Source organism: Amycolatopsis sp. NPDC004747 (genome assembly GCF_053601335.1).
The window spans coordinates 81,558-98,072 of the sequence record NZ_JBSGBQ010000027.1; the positions used below are offsets into that span (position 1 = coordinate 81,558).

Consider the following 16,515-nt stretch of genomic DNA (forward strand, 5'->3'; position numbering starts at 1 on the left):
TCGAAGTCCACCGTGGATCGGCGCGGCCCGGCAGTGCGGCGACGTCACCCAGGGATGTGACGTGGTGTCACTGGTGGTGCCCGCTCAGCCGGATACGCTCGGGTTCGTGGAAGTGCCGATGATCGCGCGAAGGAGCTCCTGGACCGGTGGGGGCGTCCAGGAGCGGCTGCGCCGGCTGAACCTGATCACGACCGTGCCGCCGCTGGTGATCGTCGGCGTGCTGCTGCTGTTCCTGACCGCCCGGACCTGGTGGCACGTCGTGATCCAGGTCGCCGGGCTGGTCGCGGCGCTGGCGACCGCCGAGCGCTGGACCGCGGGCGACTACCTGCGCGTCGCGCGCCCGAGCCTGGTCGTCGCCTCGGTCGTCTGCCTGGCCGGGGCGCTGACCGACGACACCGCCGCGTTCTTCGGCCTGTCCGTCGTGGGTTCGTACCTCATCCCGCCGCTGCCGCGCCACCGGCTCGCCGCGCTCGGCGGGCTGGCCGCCCTGATCGCGCTCCTGGGCGCGACGAACGTGCTCGTGCACGACGACCGGTTCGGCTGGCGGCTGTTCCAGTTCGCCGCCGTCCCCGCGGCCGCCATGCTGGTCTCGACCGCCTTCATGTTCGTCAGCCAGCGCTTCTTCGACCTGATCGCGGAGCTGGAACAGTCCCGCGACCGCGAAGCGGAGTTGGCCGTCAGCCGGGAGCGGGTGCGCTTCGCCGGTGACCTGCACGACATCCAGGGCCACACGCTGCACGTCGTCAAGCTGAAGGTGGCGCTGGCCGAGAAGCTCCTGGACCGCGAACCCGCCCGCGCGCGCGAGGAACTGCGGGAGGTGCACGAGCTGGTCGGGGAAACCATCGACCGGACCAAGGAACTCGCGTACGCCCAGCGGCGGCTCAACCTGTCCGCCGAGCTGGAGAACGCGAAGAACCTCTTCGAGGCCGCGGGCATCCACGTCCGCGTCGAGCGCGAGTCCGAAGTGGACGCCGCCGCGGGCGAGCTGCTCGGCCAGGTCCTGCGCGAGACGACGACCAACATCCTGCGCCACGCCGAAGCCCGCCAGGTGGGGATCACCTTGACCCGGCGCGGGATCGCGATCGTCAACGACGGCGCCCCGGACACCGGCCCGCCCGAGCTCGGCGGGCTCGCGGTGCTCCGGCAGCGCTTGGCGGAGCACGGCGCCGAGCTGGAAGTCTCGCACTCCGGCAGCCGTTTCCGCACCGCGGCGGCCTTCCCCGCGCCCAAGGAGGCCCGACGATGACGACGATAGTGCTCGCCGACGACGAGGCCCTGCTCCGCAAGGCACTGGCCGCGCTGCTGCCGCTGGAAGGCGAGATCACGGTACTGGCCGAGGCCGACGACGGCGAAACGGCGGTCGCGGCCACCCTCGAACACCGGCCGGACGTGCTGGTCATCGACCTCGAGATGCCCCGCGTGGACGGGCTCGGCGCGGTCGAGCGGATCCGCCGGGCCCGGCCGGAGCAGGTGATCCTGATGCTGACCCGGCACGCCCGCCCCGGCGTGCTCCGCAAGGCGCTGAAGCTCGGCGTCCAGGGCTTCGTCAGCAAGGCGGCGGAACCGGCCCACATCACCTCGGTGATCAAGACCCTGCACGCGGGCAAGCGCTGGATCGACCCGGACGTCTCGGCGCTGGCCGTCGTCGACGACTGCCCGCTGACCGACCGCGAGCTGGACGTCCTGCGCGCGACCCGCGAGGGTTTTGCGGTGGCCGACATCGCCGGGCAGCTGCACCTCGCGGAGGGCACGGTCCGCAACTACCTGTCCAACGCGATGCAGAAGACCCAGACCCGCACCCGCCACGAAGCGGCCCGATACGCCCGTGAGCACGACTGGCTGTAAGCCTCCTGCACCTCGGCACGGGCGCTCACCGGGCACGGCAGGTCCTGAGGTAGCTGAGGAACGAGGCCTGCAGGCCGGTCACGTGCGTCTCGCGCAGGACCGCGCTGGTGACGGACCCGCCGCGGGCGGTCAGGCGGTGCAGGACGGTGGCCGCGTTCTTCGCGAGGTTCTGGTAGACGGCCGTTCCCCGGTGAGGAAGCCCAGGAACGCGTCGGCGTGGGTTTGCTTCAGTAGTCAAGCACGGAACGCAACGGCGACGCCCGCGAGCGGCTCCTCGCCCGGCTGCGTGAGATCCCCGCCAGAGCCGAGACCAGCCACGCTCTCCTGCGCTACCACTTCGGGTCCCTTCCGGGTGTCCTGGCGGCCATGCTCCAGGCGCAGCGCTCCCGGGACAACGAAACCCTCGTCGAGGCCGCCCGGCCGGGCACATTCGACGACCTGACCAAGGTGCTGGCCTCGCTGGCGGAACGCGAAGGGCACGCCCCGGAGGAAGCGCTGACTTCGGCCACCGTCACCATTGCCGCGATGCGTGGCTTGCTCCTGCAGGAGGTACTCGCGCCACCAGCCCACTCGGAGGACGCGGTCGCCTTGCTCCTGCGCATGAGCAGGTAGCGGTGGTTGCGCGAGAGGCCTGCATCATCTGCTCGGCGCGCCGCCTCCAGTGCACCATGGGCGCCGCTTGTGTTGGCACCCCAATGGTTCTGACCGGCGAGGAACCTCGTTGCGGGTGTCGGCCGGCTGGGTCATGATCACCTCGTGGAACTCGACTGGCTGTACTTCCGGCGGCTGTACGAAGGCGTGCTCGACCACGGTGACGAGTCCGGTGCGTGCTGGGAGTACCTGAGCGGCCAGCGGACGGCAGCGGCCGAGCACTTGGCCGAACTGGCGCCACTGCGTCGCCGGGAGCGGTTGCCTGCCGGCGGGTACACCGGGGACGACGAGCAGTCCTGGCGGATCATGAAGCTGTACGGGCTCAGCCGGGTCAGCGATTACCTGATCGAGCGGCTTTGCGCTGACAGCCACCTCGATGCCGGGCTTCGTCTCCCAGATGAGCGCGCCACCCGAATGGACGTCAGTGGGCGAGCGATGCACACGGAGTTCTTCTCGGCCATCGGACTGACCCCGTTCGAGCGCGCGGACACGTACTCGCCGTTCCATCACGAAGTCGTCGCCGTCGTGCAAGACCCGTCCGCGACCGGCGTGACGGTGGAGGAAGTGCTGTGGCCCGGCTTGTGGTTCGGAGACCTGCTGTTCGCCCGCGCCGGCGTGCGGGTGCGAGCGCCTCGGCACCTCGTGGACGCCACGGTGGCCACGACTTCGACGCTCTACTTCACCTTCCGCCGAGGGGAACGCCGTACCGACGACCTGTCACACGGCTGGGGTTCGAACTCGCAGTGGCGGACATCCTTCCCCCGGTTCTACTCCGATCAGGACGGCCTGCACCTGAACTGGGACGGAGAGGTGGACGTAGGCGGCGATCCTCCGGCGCTTCGGGCCGGTTGGTCCGAGCAGGAGACAGAACCGCTGGACCAGCGACGCGAACTGCTGCTGCATCGGTGCTTCGTCCGCGGTCCGCTACCTGCCGACGAGGGTGATCGCTTTCCGTACGGGGATCGGCTCAGCGTCGTCACCGCGGAGTGGCCACTACCGGCGGAGGCGATCGTCCGCGTGCCATGAGCCGAGGAAGACGTCCAGGCTGAGGGAAACTGACCAGCGACCCAAGGCATCCGGACGGCGGCGTGCGCGGACGCGTTGCCCCTGCGAAAACCATTGGTGACCGGCTTGCCTCGCTGATGTACTGATGGCCACCGTGGGGTCTGCCGCGTGACGGAGGTAGTGGTTGTGAGTGGCTACAACACGCTTGCCGAGGTGTACGAGTGGCTCATCTCGGACGCAAGGCTGGCTCCGGCGGAGTTCGCTTCGTCGTTCGACGACGTCCTCGGTCTCCTGCCGCCGAACGCTCACGTCCTCGATTGTTCCTGCGGGACCGGACAGTTGGCGGTTGGCCTCGCCGGTCGTGGCATGCGCGTTGTCGCCACTGACGCCAGCGAAGCGATGGTTCGCCGGACTGCGGAGTTGTCCGAGGAGTTCGGGGCAGCTGTCCGGACAGTGCGGGCGGACTGGCAAGAGCTGCCCGGTCATTTCGATGACGACACCTTCGACATGGTGTTCTGCGTCGGCAACTCGCTGCACCATGCCGAGGGCGCGCGAAGCAGGGTTGCTGCTCTGGCGTCGATGTCACGGCTTCTGCGCCGTGGCGGACGCTTGGTACTCACGTCCCGCACTTGGGAACTCGTGCGGGCCAGGGGTTCCCGGCTGGACATCAGTGACCGACTCGTCCGCCGGAACGGGCGCGATGCCGTCGTGGTCTACCGCTGGGACATTGCGCCGAACTGGGAGGACGAGCACCACATCGAGATTGCGATCGCGCAGGTGGATCCGGCCGGGTCGGTTCTTGCCCGCTCGGAACTGCTGTCGAGCTGGCCCTACCGGTACGACGAACTCGAAGCCGAGTTGCACCGGGTCGGACTCCGGACGGAAATGAGCACGTTCACCCTTGAGGCCGAGAACTACCTGGTGGTGGCGAGCAAGGTGTAGACAACGGGATGTCCGGGAGCAGGCGGCAGGCCGGCGCGCGGAGTCGACGATCCTGCGCCGCGCCGGCCTTCCGTGTCGGCTCGGCCCGGATCGGTCCATTGTTTCCGTGCGGAAGAGCCGGTCCCGGCGCGATTTTTTAACGACGTCAGCCGGTGGTGAGCCGGGGGAACAACGCCTCCGCCGCGCCGCGGTCGATGTCGGGGAACCGTTCCGCGCCAGGGCCGTCGTAGGTGGTGAGGTACCGGTCGAACTCGCCTCGCCACTCCTTCGGCGCGAACGGGAAGTCACTGCCGTAAAGGACGTGACCCGGCTCGGCGAAAGCGAACAGCGACGGCAGCGACGTCGCCGAGGCGGACAACGCCGTGTCGAAGTAGAACTTGCGCAGCCCGGCCAGGATGCCGTCCGGAGTGGTACCGGGGTTGAACATCGCCGCGCCGGCGAACCGGTGTGCCGCGAACGGCAGGAAACCTCCCGCGTGCGAAAGGATGATCCGCAGCTGCGGGTGCCGGTCGAACACCCCGTGCGCCACCAGGTCGAGTGCGGTGCGCGTGGTGTCGAACGGGAAGTCCAGCAGCGGGCTCGGCAAACCGTCGAGCCGCGCGATCGGCGGCTCGGCCGGGTGCACGAACACCACGGCGCGGCGCGCGGCCAGCTCCGTCCACAATGGCTCGTACGCCGGGTCGCCCAGGTAGCGGCCCCGGGCGTTGGAGAGCAGGACGACGCCGTCGGCGTGCAGCTCGTCGAGTGCGCGCACCGCCTCGGTGACAGCGCCGTCGAAGTCCGGCAGCGGGAGCACGGCGAAGTGCCCGAAGCGATCAGGGGTGTCCTTGACGAGCTCGGCCTGGAAGTCGTTCACCTCGCGCGCCAGGTCACGGGCCGCGGCGTCGTCGCCGAAGTGGACGCCCGGTGCGCTGATGGACAGCACTCCGGTGGCGATGCCCGCGTCGTCCATCATCGCGGTCGCGTCGCCGGGACTCCACGAAGGCGTCGGCCACCCGCCCGCCGTCGTGCCGCTGCTTTCGAGCGCTGCCCGGTAGCGGGCGGGGAGGAGGTGCTGGTGGACGTCGATCCGGTCACCCATGATGCCTAGCCTCCTAATAGCTAGGTTGCTAACTATTACTTTGTTAGACTAACTCCCGTGACGACGACCGGCAACCACCCACCGACCGCCGCCGAGGTCGACGAGCTCGTCCAGGCGGCCGACGCGGTGTTCTTCGCCATGCGCAAGGCCCGCTCGGCCGGCGCGGACCGCGACGGCGGGCTGTCGCTACCCCAGGTCACCCTCCTCGAGCCCCTGGCGGCCGAGCCGGAACTGCCGGTCGGCCGGCTCGCCGCCGCGGCCGACGTGTCCATCCCCACGGCCACCCGGATGCTCCAGCAGCTGGAAGCCGCCGGAGTGGTGGTGCGTCGCCGATCACCCGAAGACGAACGCAAGGTCCTGGTGACGTTGACCCCGGACGGCAGCGAACGGCTGACCCGCCTGCTGGCCCGCCGGCGCGAGCGTCAGGCGGAGGCGTTCGGCGTGTTCTCCCCCGAGGAACGCCGGCAGCTCGTTGCCTTGCTCCACAAGCTCGTGCCGGTGATCACCCTCGGCTGATCACCGTGCCGCACCTCGAAGCCATAGCCGGAGAGCTATCGTGCCCTAGATCGGCATCAGCGCGCGGTTATGGTCAGGAAGGTATGGCGGCCATTGGACCTGAACTCGCTCAGGCAGTTCCTCGTGGTGGCGCGACTGGAGCACCTCAGCCACGCGGCCGACGAGCTGCACGTCGCCCAGCCGTCACTGAGCCGCACCATCGCCCGCCTGGAGAGCGAACTCCGCACGCCGTTGTTCGATCGCGCCGGGCGGCTCCGGCTGAACGACACCGGAAAAATCTTCCGCGACTACGTCGAACGCGCGCTCGGCGAACTCGAAGCGGGCCGGCGGGCCGTCGCCGAGGCCGTCGGCGGGAGCTTCGGCACCGTGCGGCTGGCCTCGGAAACCTTCCTCACCTTCATCGGGCCGCTCGCGGCCTTCAAGCAGGCTCGTCCCGGCGTGGAAGTCGAACTTCGCCAGACCTCCGCCGCGGAGATGGCCCGCCGCCTCCTGGCCCACGACGTCGACCTCTGCGTCGCCTCCCAGCCGATCCACACCGACGGGCTGGACGCCGTCCCGCTGCTGGACGAGGTGATGTGGCTGGCCACTCCGCTCGATCACCCGCTGGCGGGCCGGACCTCGGTGACCGTCGAAGAATTGGCCGACGAACCCTTCATCGCCGCCGGCGAAGGGCACTGGCACCGCCGGCTGCTCGACCGGCTCTTCGCGGCCCGCGACCTCACCCCGAAGATCGTCTGCGAGGGCGACGAGCTGGGCGCCATCGCGGAACTCATCAAGGCGGGCCTCGGTGTCGGCCTCGTTCCCGACCTCGCCAAACGCTCGATCCCCAGCACGTCGGCCGCCTGGATCGCGGTCGACGCCCCGGACTGCCGCCGGACGCTCACCCTGTACTGGGGCGCCGGCAACCACCTCTCGGCCGCCGCCCGCGGGTTGCGCGACACGATCATCGGCTGGGACTGGATGTCCGGCGGGTCGCATACCACCACGGCTATAACGCCATAGCGATATTGGTCTTGGTCATGATGTCCTCGGCGTCATAACTTTCTCGTGTCGGACGCAATCCGGAGACGAGGAAGAAGATCATGTATCAGATGACAACGCTGAAGAAGGCCGTCGTCGTGGCTGCTGCGGGGACGCTGCTGGCCGGTGGCGGGATCAGTGCCTACGGGGCGGAGAGCGGCCCGGCGAGCCGGCCGGCGCATCCCGAAATCCTGGAACTGGGGGTCGAGAACGACCAGTACGCGGCCCCCGACCTGCCTCCGGCCGGCACCAGTGTGGGTGATCTCTACGTGTATTCCGGCTGGCTGCTCAAGGACGGTCACCGGGTCGGGCAAGGCGGGGGTTCGTGCCAGGTCGTCCAGGTCGACGGCGCCAAGGTCACCACCCAGTGCGTGCTCACGGGGAGGCTCGAGCAGGGATCGCTGACCATGCAAGCGCTTTGGGTGACCGGCGAGAGCCCGCTCGACATGGCCATCACCGGCGGCACCGGCGCCTACCGTGACGCGCAGGGCGTGGTCCGGGTGTGGGACATCGCGACGCCGAACGAGCGGATGCGAGCCGAAATCACCCACGCGGCAACGCGATGACTCGCCCGGAATCGAGATCCGACGTCACGAGCGGATCGGGTAACCGATCGCGGCGACACGGCCGGCGACGGCGGCCAGGGTGGTGGCCGGGTTGAGCGCGGTCACGACGCTGGGCGTCAGCGGCCGTCCGGTGTGGACGTGCCGTACCGCGTCGAGGTCGACCGGCATTTCGTAGTAGTCCTGCGCCCAGTCCTGATAGGCCTCGGGCGTGGGATCGGTCAGCAGGACGAACAGCCAGTCGGCCCCGTCGTCGCCGCGGTCGGGAAAGTCGATGACCCCGTGCCGCCAGGTGGCATCGAGGTGCTGACGCCATAGGCAGACGGTGACATACGGGGTACCGAACTCGTCGCAGAACGCCGGGTCCGCCACGAACGCCCGGAACACCTCGGGCACGGCGTCGAGAACACCGGGCCACGGCTGCTGGTCGTCGGTGGCGTACGGGCTCATCGGCGACTCGTGGTCGAACCCGCGCACGCAGGCCCCGGCGGCGGTGAACACGATGGAGTATTCGTTGCCTGAGCCGTCCCGCATGGAAGCCAGCTCCTCGCCGGGCGCCCAAGCGAGGTCGTACCGGTGGTATCGGTCCTCGCTGCCGGGGCTCAGCACGACGTCCAGGACGGCCAGCGCGCGGCACAGCAGGCGCAGGTCCGGGATGGCGGGCAGGTGCCGAGCGAGGTCGTACACGGTCACACCGACATCCAAGCAGCCGGCCCGGGGCCTCAGACGCCGGCGTGCTCTCCACGGCAAGACGGGTCGATCGGGTCGGGCATCACCTGGACAACCCGGTGATCTGGACCCACTCCCACGCCGGCTCCGGTTTTGCCCCATCGGGAGCACAAGATCACGCCGCGGAACCTGGAACGCAGAAACCAGCCCGGAAGGTCGAAACGAAGGGTCGGGTGCGCCGGAGTCGGGGTAATTCGGGTCGGTGATTGGCGGAGGTTCTCGAACGGCTCGCGACCCGGCCGGGTGATTGGTCCTGGCTCGGTGAATTCCGCGGCTGAGTCCGCGAACCAGGGGCGCGGCGGTTCGGAACTCCGCGGAGTTCGTCCACACTGCCGGGACTCCGCTCATCAGCCGGCCGCTGGAACGAACACCGGACCACGCTCTTCTTCCGCCGGGCTCGCAGGACGTCACCGCCAGCGGGACAGCCACCACAAGCCCGCGTCGAACCGCTCCCGCCACTTCTCCAGCTTCAGATCCAGCCTTACGCCGCGATGCCACATGAACAGCAGGACGGTGGCGCCCGCGCCGAGCAGGGTCAGCAGGCTGCCGGCCGCGATGACCGGCGTGTGCTCGTCACCGGGGTCCAATTCCGCGCGGCGCTCGTCCGGCCACACCCGGATCTGCACCTGGCGCCCCGACCTGATCTCGCGCCCCTGATGGTGCTCGAAGGCCTCCGTCCTGGTCACCCCGTCGGGCCCGGTGTACCGGACGTACGCGGTCGAGTACTCCCGGACGTCGGTCGAGACGACGCGCCCCGGGAAGAGCCCCGCCGACCGGTTCACGTCCGCGGCCATGACGACGCCGGTCCACACCACCGCGAGCCCGCCGACCAGCACCACCAGTGGCAGCCACAACAGGGCCGCCTCGGGCAGCCAGGACCTCGACGACGTCATGCCTTCAGCACGCCAGGAAGCCCGCGGCGGTTGCCTGGCGCGTCGGGAACGTTCGGCCCGTCTCGCCGATACAACCCTGATGGCCGTCAACGCGGCTTCGACCCTTTCGCGGCAGGGCCGACCGGGAACCGCGGTGATGCGGGCATCCGGATCCTGGGCGAAGGCGCGGTCTCGTCGCCACAACCGCTCATGCATCCACCGGCGGTCAGCTGCGTACCCCAAGCCACGCAGCTGACCGCCGTGTCGGGGAATGAACGCCGGCGTCAGCTCCAGAAGTTGGCGAAGTACTTGAACGCGGCTTTGGTGGCCGGACCGGCGACCCCGTCGATCTCACCGGTGTACCCGAAGCCGTCCGCGAGCCTGCGCTGCAGGGCCTTGATCGTCTCGGAGCCGGCGATCCCGTCGATCTTCCCCTGGTAGCCGTAGCGGTAGTCCCTGAGGTAGCGCTGCATGGCCTTCCAGCTGGCCGTGCCCAGCTGCCCGTCGACCGGGCCGGGGTTGTAACCCTTGTAGATCAAGAAATCCTGGACGGACTTGGCCTCGCCGGTGCTCAGGCCGAGGTTGTCCACGGCGAGCGCGGCGGATTCGTGGTTCGTCGCGGCCTGCGCGACTGGTTCAGCTGCCGCGAAGGCACTGCCCGCACCCACGACGCCGCCCGCGGCCACCGCGGCGACGACCGCGATCCCGACGAGCGTCTTCCGGAAGTCACTCATTCTCGTTTCCTTTCTCTCCGGCTCGTTGACTGCACGGACAAACCTCCACGGCAGTCCGGACGCGGACCTGGAACCCATCTTGAATCCCCTGGTGGGAGCGGGTTTCGAGGCGAACCGGCCAGGGTCGTCGAAGGCGGGATCGGACGCCGGCCCGCTGCTGAACCTGCCGCCCCGCGGCCACATGCGGTAAGGGTGGTTACAGACTGTCCGGCTGTCGGGTTGGTGAACGATTGTTCGGGATCGTGCGGCGAGGGTGGGATGATGACGGCTGAGTTCCGTCTGCTGGGGGACATCGAGGCTCGCGTCGATGGCCGCTTGGTCGATCTGGGGCCTCTTCGACAGCGTTCGGTGCTGGCTGTCCTGCTGGTGGACGCCAATCGGCTCGTGTCCGCCGACCACCTGATCGAACGGGTGTGGGCCGGCCGGCCACCGCGAAGCGCACGAGACACGCTTTACAGCTACCTGCACAGGTTGCGCCGAGCGCTGGCCCCCGTGGCCGGGGCGGAGATCGTCCGGCGATCAGGCGGCTATCTGATCACCGTCGACGAAGCCCTGATCGATACGCACCGGTTTCGCGAGCTGGTTCGGCAAGCCCGGGCGGCCGACGGCTCCGCTGCGATCGCCCTGTTCGACGAGGCGCTGGCGTTGTGGCGGGGCGATCCGTTCTCCGGCGTGGACAGCCCGTGGCTGAACGGTGTCCGCGACATCTTGGAGAAGGAGCGCTTCACCGCCGAGCTCGACTTGACCGATCTGCGGCTGGAACAGGGTCAGCACGCCGAGCTTGTCCCCGAACTGCTCACCCGCACCGGCGAACACCAGTGGGACGAGCGGCTCGCCGCGCAGCTGATGCTCGCGCTGTACCGATCCGGCCGTCAAGCCGATGCCCTCGCCCACTACGAACGGACCCGGGTGCGGTTGGCCGAAGAGTTCGGCATCGACCCGGGTGCGGACCTCCGCCGGCTGCACCAGCGGATCCTGACGTCCGACCCGGGCCTGGCCACCCCCGGGCCGCAGGCAGGCCCCACCGTCGGTGACCGACACGTACCGGACGCACCACTCGACCGGGCGGTGCGCGAACTGGCCACCGCCGTGACCCGGCAATGGACCGCGGAAGCCGAGATCCGGTCGCTGCACCGCCCGGCGCCGTTGCGGGTGCGGTGGTCGAGCACCGGCCGGCCGGTGACCGCCGTGAACGACGTGCTCCGCGGCGATATCTCCGAACTGGCGGCACAGTTCCGCGAGCTTCCGGTGCGCCGGCTGGTCGTGCTGGGCGCACCGGGGTCGGGAAAGACGGTGCTGACGATCCTGCTGACGCTCGCCCTGCTGGCCGACCGCACCCCGGGGGACCCGACGCCGGTGCTGTTTCCGCTCTCGTCCTGGAACCCCTGCCGGGAGCACCTGCACCACTGGCTGGCCCGCAGATTGCGGGAAGACCACCCCGGCCTGCGCAACGCCTCGGCGTACGGACCCGACGCCGCGGCCAACCTGGTGACCGATGAGCGGGTGATACCGGTGCTCGACGGCCTCGACGAGCTGCCGCCCGGGATGCACGCCGCCGCGATCGACGCCCTCGACCAAGCGATAGCGGGGAATCGCCCGCTCGTCGTGTCGTGCCGGGCCGAGGAGTACGAGACCGCGGTCCGGCACGGCGCCATCCTGGCCGGGGCCGCGGTGGTGGAGATCGAACCCGTCCGGCTCGACGACGCCATCCGGTTCCTCACCGCGCGCCAGCACGCGGGCGACACACGCTGGCAACCCGTCGTCGACCACCTGCGCCGCCGCGGCGACAGCCCGCTCGCGCAGGCCCTGTCGACCCCGCTGATGGTCGACTTGGCCCGCGCGGCCTACCGCGATCCCGCCAGTGACCCGGCGGAGCTTTCCGACAGGCGACGCTTCCCGGATCGCGCCGCGGTCGAAGACCACTTGCTCGACGCGTTCCTGCCGGCCTCCTACGCCGGACGTCCCCGGCCGCCGGGCACCGCGGTCCGCGGATACCGCCCGGACCAGGCCCGGCGATGGTTGACGTTCCTGGCCCACCATCTGCGGCGCACCCAAACCGCCGAAATCGCCTGGTGGCTCTTGGTGCGGTCGGTACCGAGGCCCGCCAGGGGCGTTCTCCTGGGCCTGCCATCGGCAGGTCTGTTCTCACTCGCCGGCCAGCTGGCCAACGGCCCCCTCATGGCCACGGTCTACGGGCTGGCCACCGCCGTCGGTGGTTGTGCTGCCCAGGGCTGGGGCACGCGGGCGGGGCCGCTGCGAGTGGAGGTCCGGTTCCACGGCACGGTCTGGCCGTTCCTCGGCCGGTTCGCGATCGGGCTCGCCATCAGCGTCGCGATCGGGCTGGTCTGGTCGCTCCCGCTCGGCGCGGTGGCTGTGCTCGGCGCCGTGTTCGGGTTCAGCTTGGGGGTCCATGTCTGGGTGAAGGTGCCGACCGACGTGGCCCAGGCGTCCAGCCCGGCGGCGACCCATGCCCAGGACCGGGTCGCAACGCTGACCCTTGCCGTTTCGGTGGCCGTGGCGATCGGGCTGTTCTACGCGTTCGCGATCGCGCTCAGTGCGCCACACTCGAACCTCGGCGCGGTGCGGGATCCTTTCCACCTCGTCCGGGCACTGCCGGCCGGGGCCGTGTCGGCGTTGTTCGGCTGGTTCGCGTTCCGGCACATCGGCTGCCTCGGTTACGGGTTCGCCGGCTTCGTCGTCGGCGGCGTTGCCATGTCCCACCACATTTCCCTGGGCTTGGGGCTCGCGGCGGGCGCGGTCTTCGGGCTCGCGGTCGGCGTCACCATGACCCTTTCGCGGTCGTGGGGCGCCTATTTGTGCTGCCGGATCTGGCTGGCGCTGTTGGGGCACACGCCTCCGCGGTTGAACCGCTTCCTCGCCGACGCCCACCGGCGCGGTGTGCTGCGCCAGGCAGGCGCGGTGTACCAGTTCCGCCACGCCCGGCTGCGAGACCGCCTCACGGAGGGCCGTTGAGCGATCCGCGACCCGGGAGGATGTCCGACACGTCCCTCGGTGCCGGGTCGACGCGTTCGAGTTTCGTCCAGCCGGTCCAGCCGCGGGTTCTCAGCAGCTCGATCAGCCGGCGGGCCGGCGGGGCGGTGTCGAAGGCCAGGGCGTCCATCAGTTCGGCGAAGGGTGGTTCGACGTCGGTGTCGCCGGCACCCTGCTCGGCCAGGTGCGTGATGTAGGTGGCCAGCCTGTCGGCCAGTTCGATCAGCTCCGGATCACCGTCGGCTCGGTCGAGGGCTTCGCCCAAGGTGCGGTAGAAGTCGATGAGCGGGGGGGTCGGCGATCTGCTTCCGCTTGCGCGCCGCCCACTCGGGGACCCGCTCGGGTGAGTGCGCGGCGAGCAGGATCCAGCCGTCCCGCTCGACCCGGACGATCCGCTCGTCGACGCCGAGCGCCCGCAGCCGGTCGAGGATTTCGACCACCTCCGGAGCCAGCGCCAGACTGTCCCCGGAGGCGATGCGGCGGATCCGCCGGCGATGCCGCTGCCGCTGCCGGATTTCCGCCTGCAGCCGCCGGTCGATGTCGGTGACCGCCGCGCCGAACTCCTCTTCGCCGGCCTGGAGCAGCTCCCGCACCCGCGACAGCGGGACTCCTGCCTCGGCGAGGGTCCTGATCCTGATCAGCTCGACCACGGCACCGGCGTCGTACCTCCGGTACCCGGAGCGGTCGCGCTCGGGTTCCGGCAGCAGCCCTTTGGCGTGGTAGTGCCGCACCGCCCGCACGGTGACTCCCGCGTACGACGCCAGTTCGCCGATGGTCAGCATCGGTCCAGTGTCCCCGGCGTCTGCGTATCGCGGATCAGCCGGGCGATCTCCGGAGCGTGGGTGACGACGAGCCGGTGGCCGGCGTCGAACCACGACGTTGTGACGTGCGGCCGTTCGCGCGTGAGCCGCTCGATGCCGGCCCGCCAGTTCTGGTTGCGCCACCGCGTACGCGCATCATTGCCGTTGCCCGCCATCGAGGTCGACATGATCAGGTGGATCGGGCGGTCGATCTTCCGGTACCGGTCGAGGATGCCGGATCGGACTTCCTCGATCTCGAGGTTGAGGTCGAGGAAGTCCTGCGGGCTGAGGAGCACTTGACGCGGAGTGTCCTTGGCCGGCTCGAGCTCGTGGCGTAGTTCTTCCGCCATCGCGCAGAAGTCCGGCAGGTCGGCCTCGGTGAGGAACGGTTCGGGTGCCGGGTTCGCGCCGTCGACGAGAACGAGCCCGGTCACCGCGCCCGGATGCCCGGCGGCGTAGTGCACGGCCAGGTCCGCGCCCAGCGAATGTCCCACGAGAAGCGGCGAGCAATGTCCCAGCGCCGTCACGACGGCGTCGAGGTCGCCGAGGAACGCCTCGAAGCTGTACCCGTCGGCGGGCGAGGACAGCCCGTGGCCCCGGAGGTCGAAGGCCACCACGTCGTGGTCGCGGCGCAGCAGGTCGATCAGCTCGTGCAGGTCGGCCTGTGTGGTGAGGAGCCCGGGGCACAGGACCAGCGGCCGTCCCCGGCCGCCGCGGGAGACCGAGATCGTCACGCCGTTGCGGTGGACTTCGAACTGACTGGCTTTCGTGGTCATGGCAGCCATGCTGCGGGGTTGACCCTGCGTCAGAGTCAACCTCGGCAGCGCTGGTCGCCGTGCGTCTTCTGCTCAAGATTTCGATCAGCCCTTGAGCGGACGCCGGATTGCTTGGCGGGTTGTGTCGGATGCGCGGTGGCTCGTTCGTGGTAGGGATGAGCTCGGCACCAGGCCGGGCCGCGGGAGAAGGGGCTTCACCATGGCGGATACCTCCGCACGCGAGAACAGGCCGTTGCGGTTCGGGGTCGTGGCGCCGATCACCGCTGACCTGCCGGCCTGGCGTGATCAGCTGCGTGTGCTGGCCGACAGCGGTTACTCGACGATTTTGATGCCCGATGTGCCGCAGTGGCAGCCGGCACCGGGGCCGGCGCTCGCGGTGGCGGCGACGATCACCGGCTTGCGCGTGGGCACCTGGGTGTACGCGTCTCCGGTCCGGCCTGCGTGGATCACCGCGTGGGAGGCGCACTCGTTGTCGGTGCTCACCGAGGGGCGTTTCGAGATGGGCATCGGCACCGGCCGGCCCGGGATCGCGGGCCAACTCCGTGAGCTGGGCCTGCCGCCCACCCCGGCGGGCCGGCGGTTGAGCCAGGTGCGTGACGTGGTCGCGGCCCTGCGTGACCTCGACGGCCCGGACCGGCACACGCCGGTGGTCATGGCGGTGGGCGGCCCGAAGGCGCAAGCGCTCGCCGCGGAACTCGCCGACACGGTGACTTTCGTGATGCCGCAGATCGAGACGCGGGCCGAGACGAGGAAACGGGTGGAACAATTCGAGAACCGCCGCGGTGTGGAACTGGCGTTGCACGTGCCGGTGGTCGGCGACTCGGTCGCCGCGTTCATGGCCGGACCCGACACCGACCCCGCTGCCGTCCGGGCCGCGGACTCGCTGGCGTTCCTGCCCAGTGATCCTTCTGCCGCCGCCGAGGAGATTCAACGGCGACGGGAGGAGATGGGATTCTCCTACTTCGTGTTCGGCGCCGAGGCCGCCGGTGCTCTTGCGCCGGTCGTTGCCGAGCTGGCGGGACGGTAACCGCGACGGCATGCTGGCGCAACCGCCGGGCAGGACACGAGCGGACGCTCGACCTGTTCACATCTGACACCGAGTACTGGGCGGCCGCTGTCCGCACGGACCGGCGCTTCAGGTGACGCGAAAGACCGGCCAGCCGATCTCGGTGCGCCACGCGGCGGGATCGCTTGCATCACGAGGGCCGACGACGTAGACCTCCCGCACCGGTCCGGCCACCGACATCGCGTTCTCCACCACCCAGGTCCCCAGTTCGCCGTAGGTGACCTCGACGCCGTCGTGCTCGCCGACGTGGGTGGTGACGGCCAGTTCCGCGGCCGGGAGAACCACCGGGTGCACGCGTCCGGTGCGAGGCGGCGCCGCGGTCGGCACGTAGACGAGCGCGTGACCGCGTTCCTGTTCGAAAAGAGCGTTGTCGTAGCAGCCGCCCGGCGGTCCGGTCACGGCGGCGCCCACGGCCGCCTCCAGTTCGGCCATCGCGCCGGCGAACCAGGTCTCGACGTCGCCATGCCCGACCACGGCCTCCACCGCCGCGACCGTCCGCGCGGGCTCCGCACGCAGCTCGACATCGATCGGCGCGGGGTCGGGCCGGAGCAGGCGCCGCAGCGACACGACCGCGGCCCGGGTGCGGTCGAGCACGTCCTCGAGGCGTTGCAGGTGGTCCGCGACCAGGGCCGCCCGCACGTCGGGGTCGGGGGTCCGCAGGATGCGCTGCACATCGCTCAACGGGACGTCGAGCTCGCGGAGCCGGTGGATGACCTGCGCGGTCGGGATCTGGTCGACGCCGTAGTAGCGGTAACCGGTGGTCTGGTCCACCACGGCGGGCTCCAGCAGGGCCGCTTCGTGGTACCGGCGCAGCGTCCGCACGCTCAAGTGGGTCAGCCGCGAAAACTCCCCGATGCTCAGCACCCCTCCATTCTGGACTCTCTCCCCGGGGGAGAGTCCACGGCTTGACCCTCCCACGCCGTG

At 70.0% G+C, this 16,515-nt stretch carries 19 protein-coding genes; 10 read left to right on the plus strand and 9 right to left on the minus strand.

Annotated elements, in window-relative coordinates:
• The first annotated feature begins 106 nt into the window (after positions 1-106).
• Positions 107-1,246 carry a sensor histidine kinase gene (locus ACWEGE_RS34635; protein ID WP_449664690.1) on the plus strand — a complete coding sequence of 380 codons (1,140 nt, stop codon included), beginning with the start codon at positions 107-109 and terminating at the stop codon, positions 1,244-1,246.
• On the plus strand, positions 1,243-1,845 hold the full coding sequence (locus ACWEGE_RS34640; protein WP_449664691.1) for a response regulator: 603 nt from the start codon (positions 1,243-1,245) through the stop codon (positions 1,843-1,845). The genes ACWEGE_RS34635 and ACWEGE_RS34640 overlap by 4 nt, the downstream gene beginning before the upstream one ends.
• Positions 1,846-1,870: 25 nt before the next feature.
• On the opposite strand, the gene ACWEGE_RS34645 is transcribed toward ACWEGE_RS34640, so the two are convergent.
• Positions 1,871-2,083 (minus strand): hypothetical protein, encoded by a 213-nt coding sequence (locus ACWEGE_RS34645; RefSeq protein ID WP_449664692.1) that lies wholly within the window; start codon positions 2,081-2,083, stop codon positions 1,871-1,873.
• Between the two features lie 128 nt (positions 2,084-2,211).
• Between ACWEGE_RS34645 and ACWEGE_RS34650 the strand changes: the two genes are divergently transcribed.
• From ACWEGE_RS34650 to ACWEGE_RS34660, 3 genes are all read left to right on the plus strand, one after another.
• Positions 2,212-2,457 carry a hypothetical protein gene (locus tag ACWEGE_RS34650; RefSeq protein ID WP_449664693.1) on the plus strand — a complete coding sequence of 82 codons (246 nt, stop codon included), beginning with the start codon at positions 2,212-2,214 and terminating at the stop codon, positions 2,455-2,457.
• 144 nt (positions 2,458-2,601) lie between these two features.
• On the plus strand, positions 2,602-3,522 hold the full coding sequence (locus tag ACWEGE_RS34655; RefSeq protein ID WP_449664694.1) for a hypothetical protein: 921 nt from the start codon (positions 2,602-2,604) through the stop codon (positions 3,520-3,522).
• Between the two features lie 165 nt (positions 3,523-3,687).
• A complete protein-coding gene (locus ACWEGE_RS34660; protein ID WP_449664695.1) occupies positions 3,688-4,443 on the plus strand; it encodes a class I SAM-dependent methyltransferase in 756 nt (251 codons plus the stop codon).
• A 145-nt stretch (positions 4,444-4,588) separates the two neighbouring features.
• Here ACWEGE_RS34660 and ACWEGE_RS34665 read toward each other — a convergent pair whose 3' ends face one another.
• Positions 4,589-5,524, minus strand: coding sequence for an amidohydrolase family protein (locus tag ACWEGE_RS34665; protein ID WP_449664696.1), 936 nt, complete (start codon positions 5,522-5,524; stop codon positions 4,589-4,591).
• Positions 5,525-5,581: 57 nt separating this feature from the next.
• Here ACWEGE_RS34665 and ACWEGE_RS34670 point away from each other — a divergent pair, with 57 nt between their 5' ends.
• From ACWEGE_RS34670 to ACWEGE_RS34680, 3 genes are all read left to right on the plus strand, one after another.
• Complete coding sequence (locus tag ACWEGE_RS34670) at positions 5,582-6,040, plus strand: MarR family winged helix-turn-helix transcriptional regulator (protein WP_449664697.1); 459 nt, start codon at positions 5,582-5,584, stop codon at positions 6,038-6,040.
• Between the two features lie 69 nt (positions 6,041-6,109).
• Complete coding sequence (locus ACWEGE_RS34675) at positions 6,110-7,042, plus strand: LysR substrate-binding domain-containing protein (protein WP_449664698.1); 933 nt, start codon at positions 6,110-6,112, stop codon at positions 7,040-7,042.
• Between the two features lie 89 nt (positions 7,043-7,131).
• Positions 7,132-7,626 carry an allene oxide cyclase barrel-like domain-containing protein gene (locus ACWEGE_RS34680; RefSeq protein ID WP_449664699.1) on the plus strand — a complete coding sequence of 165 codons (495 nt, stop codon included), beginning with the start codon at positions 7,132-7,134 and terminating at the stop codon, positions 7,624-7,626.
• A 24-nt stretch (positions 7,627-7,650) separates the two neighbouring features.
• Here ACWEGE_RS34680 and ACWEGE_RS34685 read toward each other — a convergent pair whose 3' ends face one another.
• The 3 genes from ACWEGE_RS34685 to ACWEGE_RS34695 form a co-directional block, all read right to left on the minus strand.
• On the minus strand, positions 7,651-8,316 hold the full coding sequence (locus ACWEGE_RS34685; RefSeq protein WP_449664700.1) for a hypothetical protein: 666 nt from the start codon (positions 8,314-8,316) through the stop codon (positions 7,651-7,653).
• Between the two features lie 443 nt (positions 8,317-8,759).
• Positions 8,760-9,245: a hypothetical protein gene (locus tag ACWEGE_RS34690; protein WP_449664701.1), complete on the minus strand. Its 486-nt coding sequence runs from the start codon at positions 9,243-9,245 to the stop codon at positions 8,760-8,762.
• Between the two features lie 263 nt (positions 9,246-9,508).
• Positions 9,509-9,958 (minus strand): peptidoglycan-binding domain-containing protein, encoded by a 450-nt coding sequence (locus ACWEGE_RS34695; RefSeq protein ID WP_449664702.1) that lies wholly within the window; start codon positions 9,956-9,958, stop codon positions 9,509-9,511.
• Positions 9,959-10,219: 261 nt separating this feature from the next.
• Here ACWEGE_RS34695 and ACWEGE_RS34700 point away from each other — a divergent pair, with 261 nt between their 5' ends.
• Positions 10,220-12,931 (plus strand): BTAD domain-containing putative transcriptional regulator, encoded by a 2,712-nt coding sequence (locus tag ACWEGE_RS34700; RefSeq protein ID WP_449664703.1) that lies wholly within the window; start codon positions 10,220-10,222, stop codon positions 12,929-12,931.
• Here the strand turns inward: ACWEGE_RS34700 and ACWEGE_RS34705 are convergent.
• The 3 genes from ACWEGE_RS34705 to ACWEGE_RS34715 are packed head-to-tail and all read right to left on the minus strand — an operon-like array spanning position 12,915 to position 14,525.
• Entirely contained in the window at positions 12,915-13,214 is a 300-nt protein-coding gene (locus tag ACWEGE_RS34705; RefSeq protein ID WP_449664704.1) for a hypothetical protein, read from the minus strand. The two genes, ACWEGE_RS34700 and ACWEGE_RS34705, sit on opposite strands and share 17 nt — an antisense overlap.
• Positions 13,183-13,731 (minus strand): MerR family transcriptional regulator, encoded by a 549-nt coding sequence (locus ACWEGE_RS34710; RefSeq protein WP_449664705.1) that lies wholly within the window; start codon positions 13,729-13,731, stop codon positions 13,183-13,185. The genes ACWEGE_RS34705 and ACWEGE_RS34710 overlap by 32 nt, the downstream gene beginning before the upstream one ends.
• On the minus strand, positions 13,725-14,525 hold the full coding sequence (locus ACWEGE_RS34715; protein WP_449664706.1) for an alpha/beta fold hydrolase: 801 nt from the start codon (positions 14,523-14,525) through the stop codon (positions 13,725-13,727). Before ACWEGE_RS34715 ends, ACWEGE_RS34710 begins: the two co-directional genes overlap by 7 nt.
• Before the next feature lie 91 nt (positions 14,526-14,616).
• Between ACWEGE_RS34715 and ACWEGE_RS34720 the strand changes: the two genes are divergently transcribed.
• Positions 14,617-15,552, plus strand: a complete 936-nt coding sequence (locus ACWEGE_RS34720; RefSeq protein WP_449664707.1) for an LLM class flavin-dependent oxidoreductase — start codon at positions 14,617-14,619, stop codon at positions 15,550-15,552.
• A gap of 108 nt (positions 15,553-15,660) precedes the next feature.
• On the opposite strand, the gene ACWEGE_RS34725 is transcribed toward ACWEGE_RS34720, so the two are convergent.
• The gene (locus ACWEGE_RS34725; RefSeq protein WP_449664708.1) at positions 15,661-16,455 is read right to left on the minus strand and encodes a MerR family transcriptional regulator; all 795 of its coding nucleotides are present in this window, start codon (positions 16,453-16,455) and stop codon (positions 15,661-15,663) included.
• Positions 16,456-16,515: the final 60 nt, after the last annotated feature.

What these genes read in the sequence shown, in the direction of transcription:
- ACWEGE_RS34665 (WP_449664696.1), bottom strand. Translation starts at nt 5,524, where the DNA reads ATGGGTGACCGGATCGACGTCCACCAGCACCTCCTCCCCGCCCGCTAC.
- ACWEGE_RS34715 (WP_449664706.1), bottom strand. Translation starts at nt 14,525, where the DNA reads ATGACCACGAAAGCCAGTCAGTTCGAAGTCCACCGCAACGGCGTGACG.
- ACWEGE_RS34690 (WP_449664701.1), bottom strand. Translation starts at nt 9,245, where the DNA reads ATGACGTCGTCGAGGTCCTGGCTGCCCGAGGCGGCCCTGTTGTGGCTG.
- ACWEGE_RS34700 (WP_449664703.1), top strand. Translation starts at nt 10,220, where the DNA reads ATGACGGCTGAGTTCCGTCTGCTGGGGGACATCGAGGCTCGCGTCGAT.
- ACWEGE_RS34680 (WP_449664699.1), top strand. Translation starts at nt 7,132, where the DNA reads ATGACAACGCTGAAGAAGGCCGTCGTCGTGGCTGCTGCGGGGACGCTG.
- ACWEGE_RS34710 (WP_449664705.1), bottom strand. Translation starts at nt 13,731, where the DNA reads ATGCTGACCATCGGCGAACTGGCGTCGTACGCGGGAGTCACCGTGCGG.
- ACWEGE_RS34640 (WP_449664691.1), top strand. Translation starts at nt 1,243, where the DNA reads ATGACGACGATAGTGCTCGCCGACGACGAGGCCCTGCTCCGCAAGGCA.
- ACWEGE_RS34650 (WP_449664693.1), top strand. Translation starts at nt 2,212, where the DNA reads ATGCTCCAGGCGCAGCGCTCCCGGGACAACGAAACCCTCGTCGAGGCC.
- ACWEGE_RS34675 (WP_449664698.1), top strand. Translation starts at nt 6,110, where the DNA reads ATGGTCAGGAAGGTATGGCGGCCATTGGACCTGAACTCGCTCAGGCAG.
- ACWEGE_RS34695 (WP_449664702.1), bottom strand. Translation starts at nt 9,958, where the DNA reads ATGAGTGACTTCCGGAAGACGCTCGTCGGGATCGCGGTCGTCGCCGCG.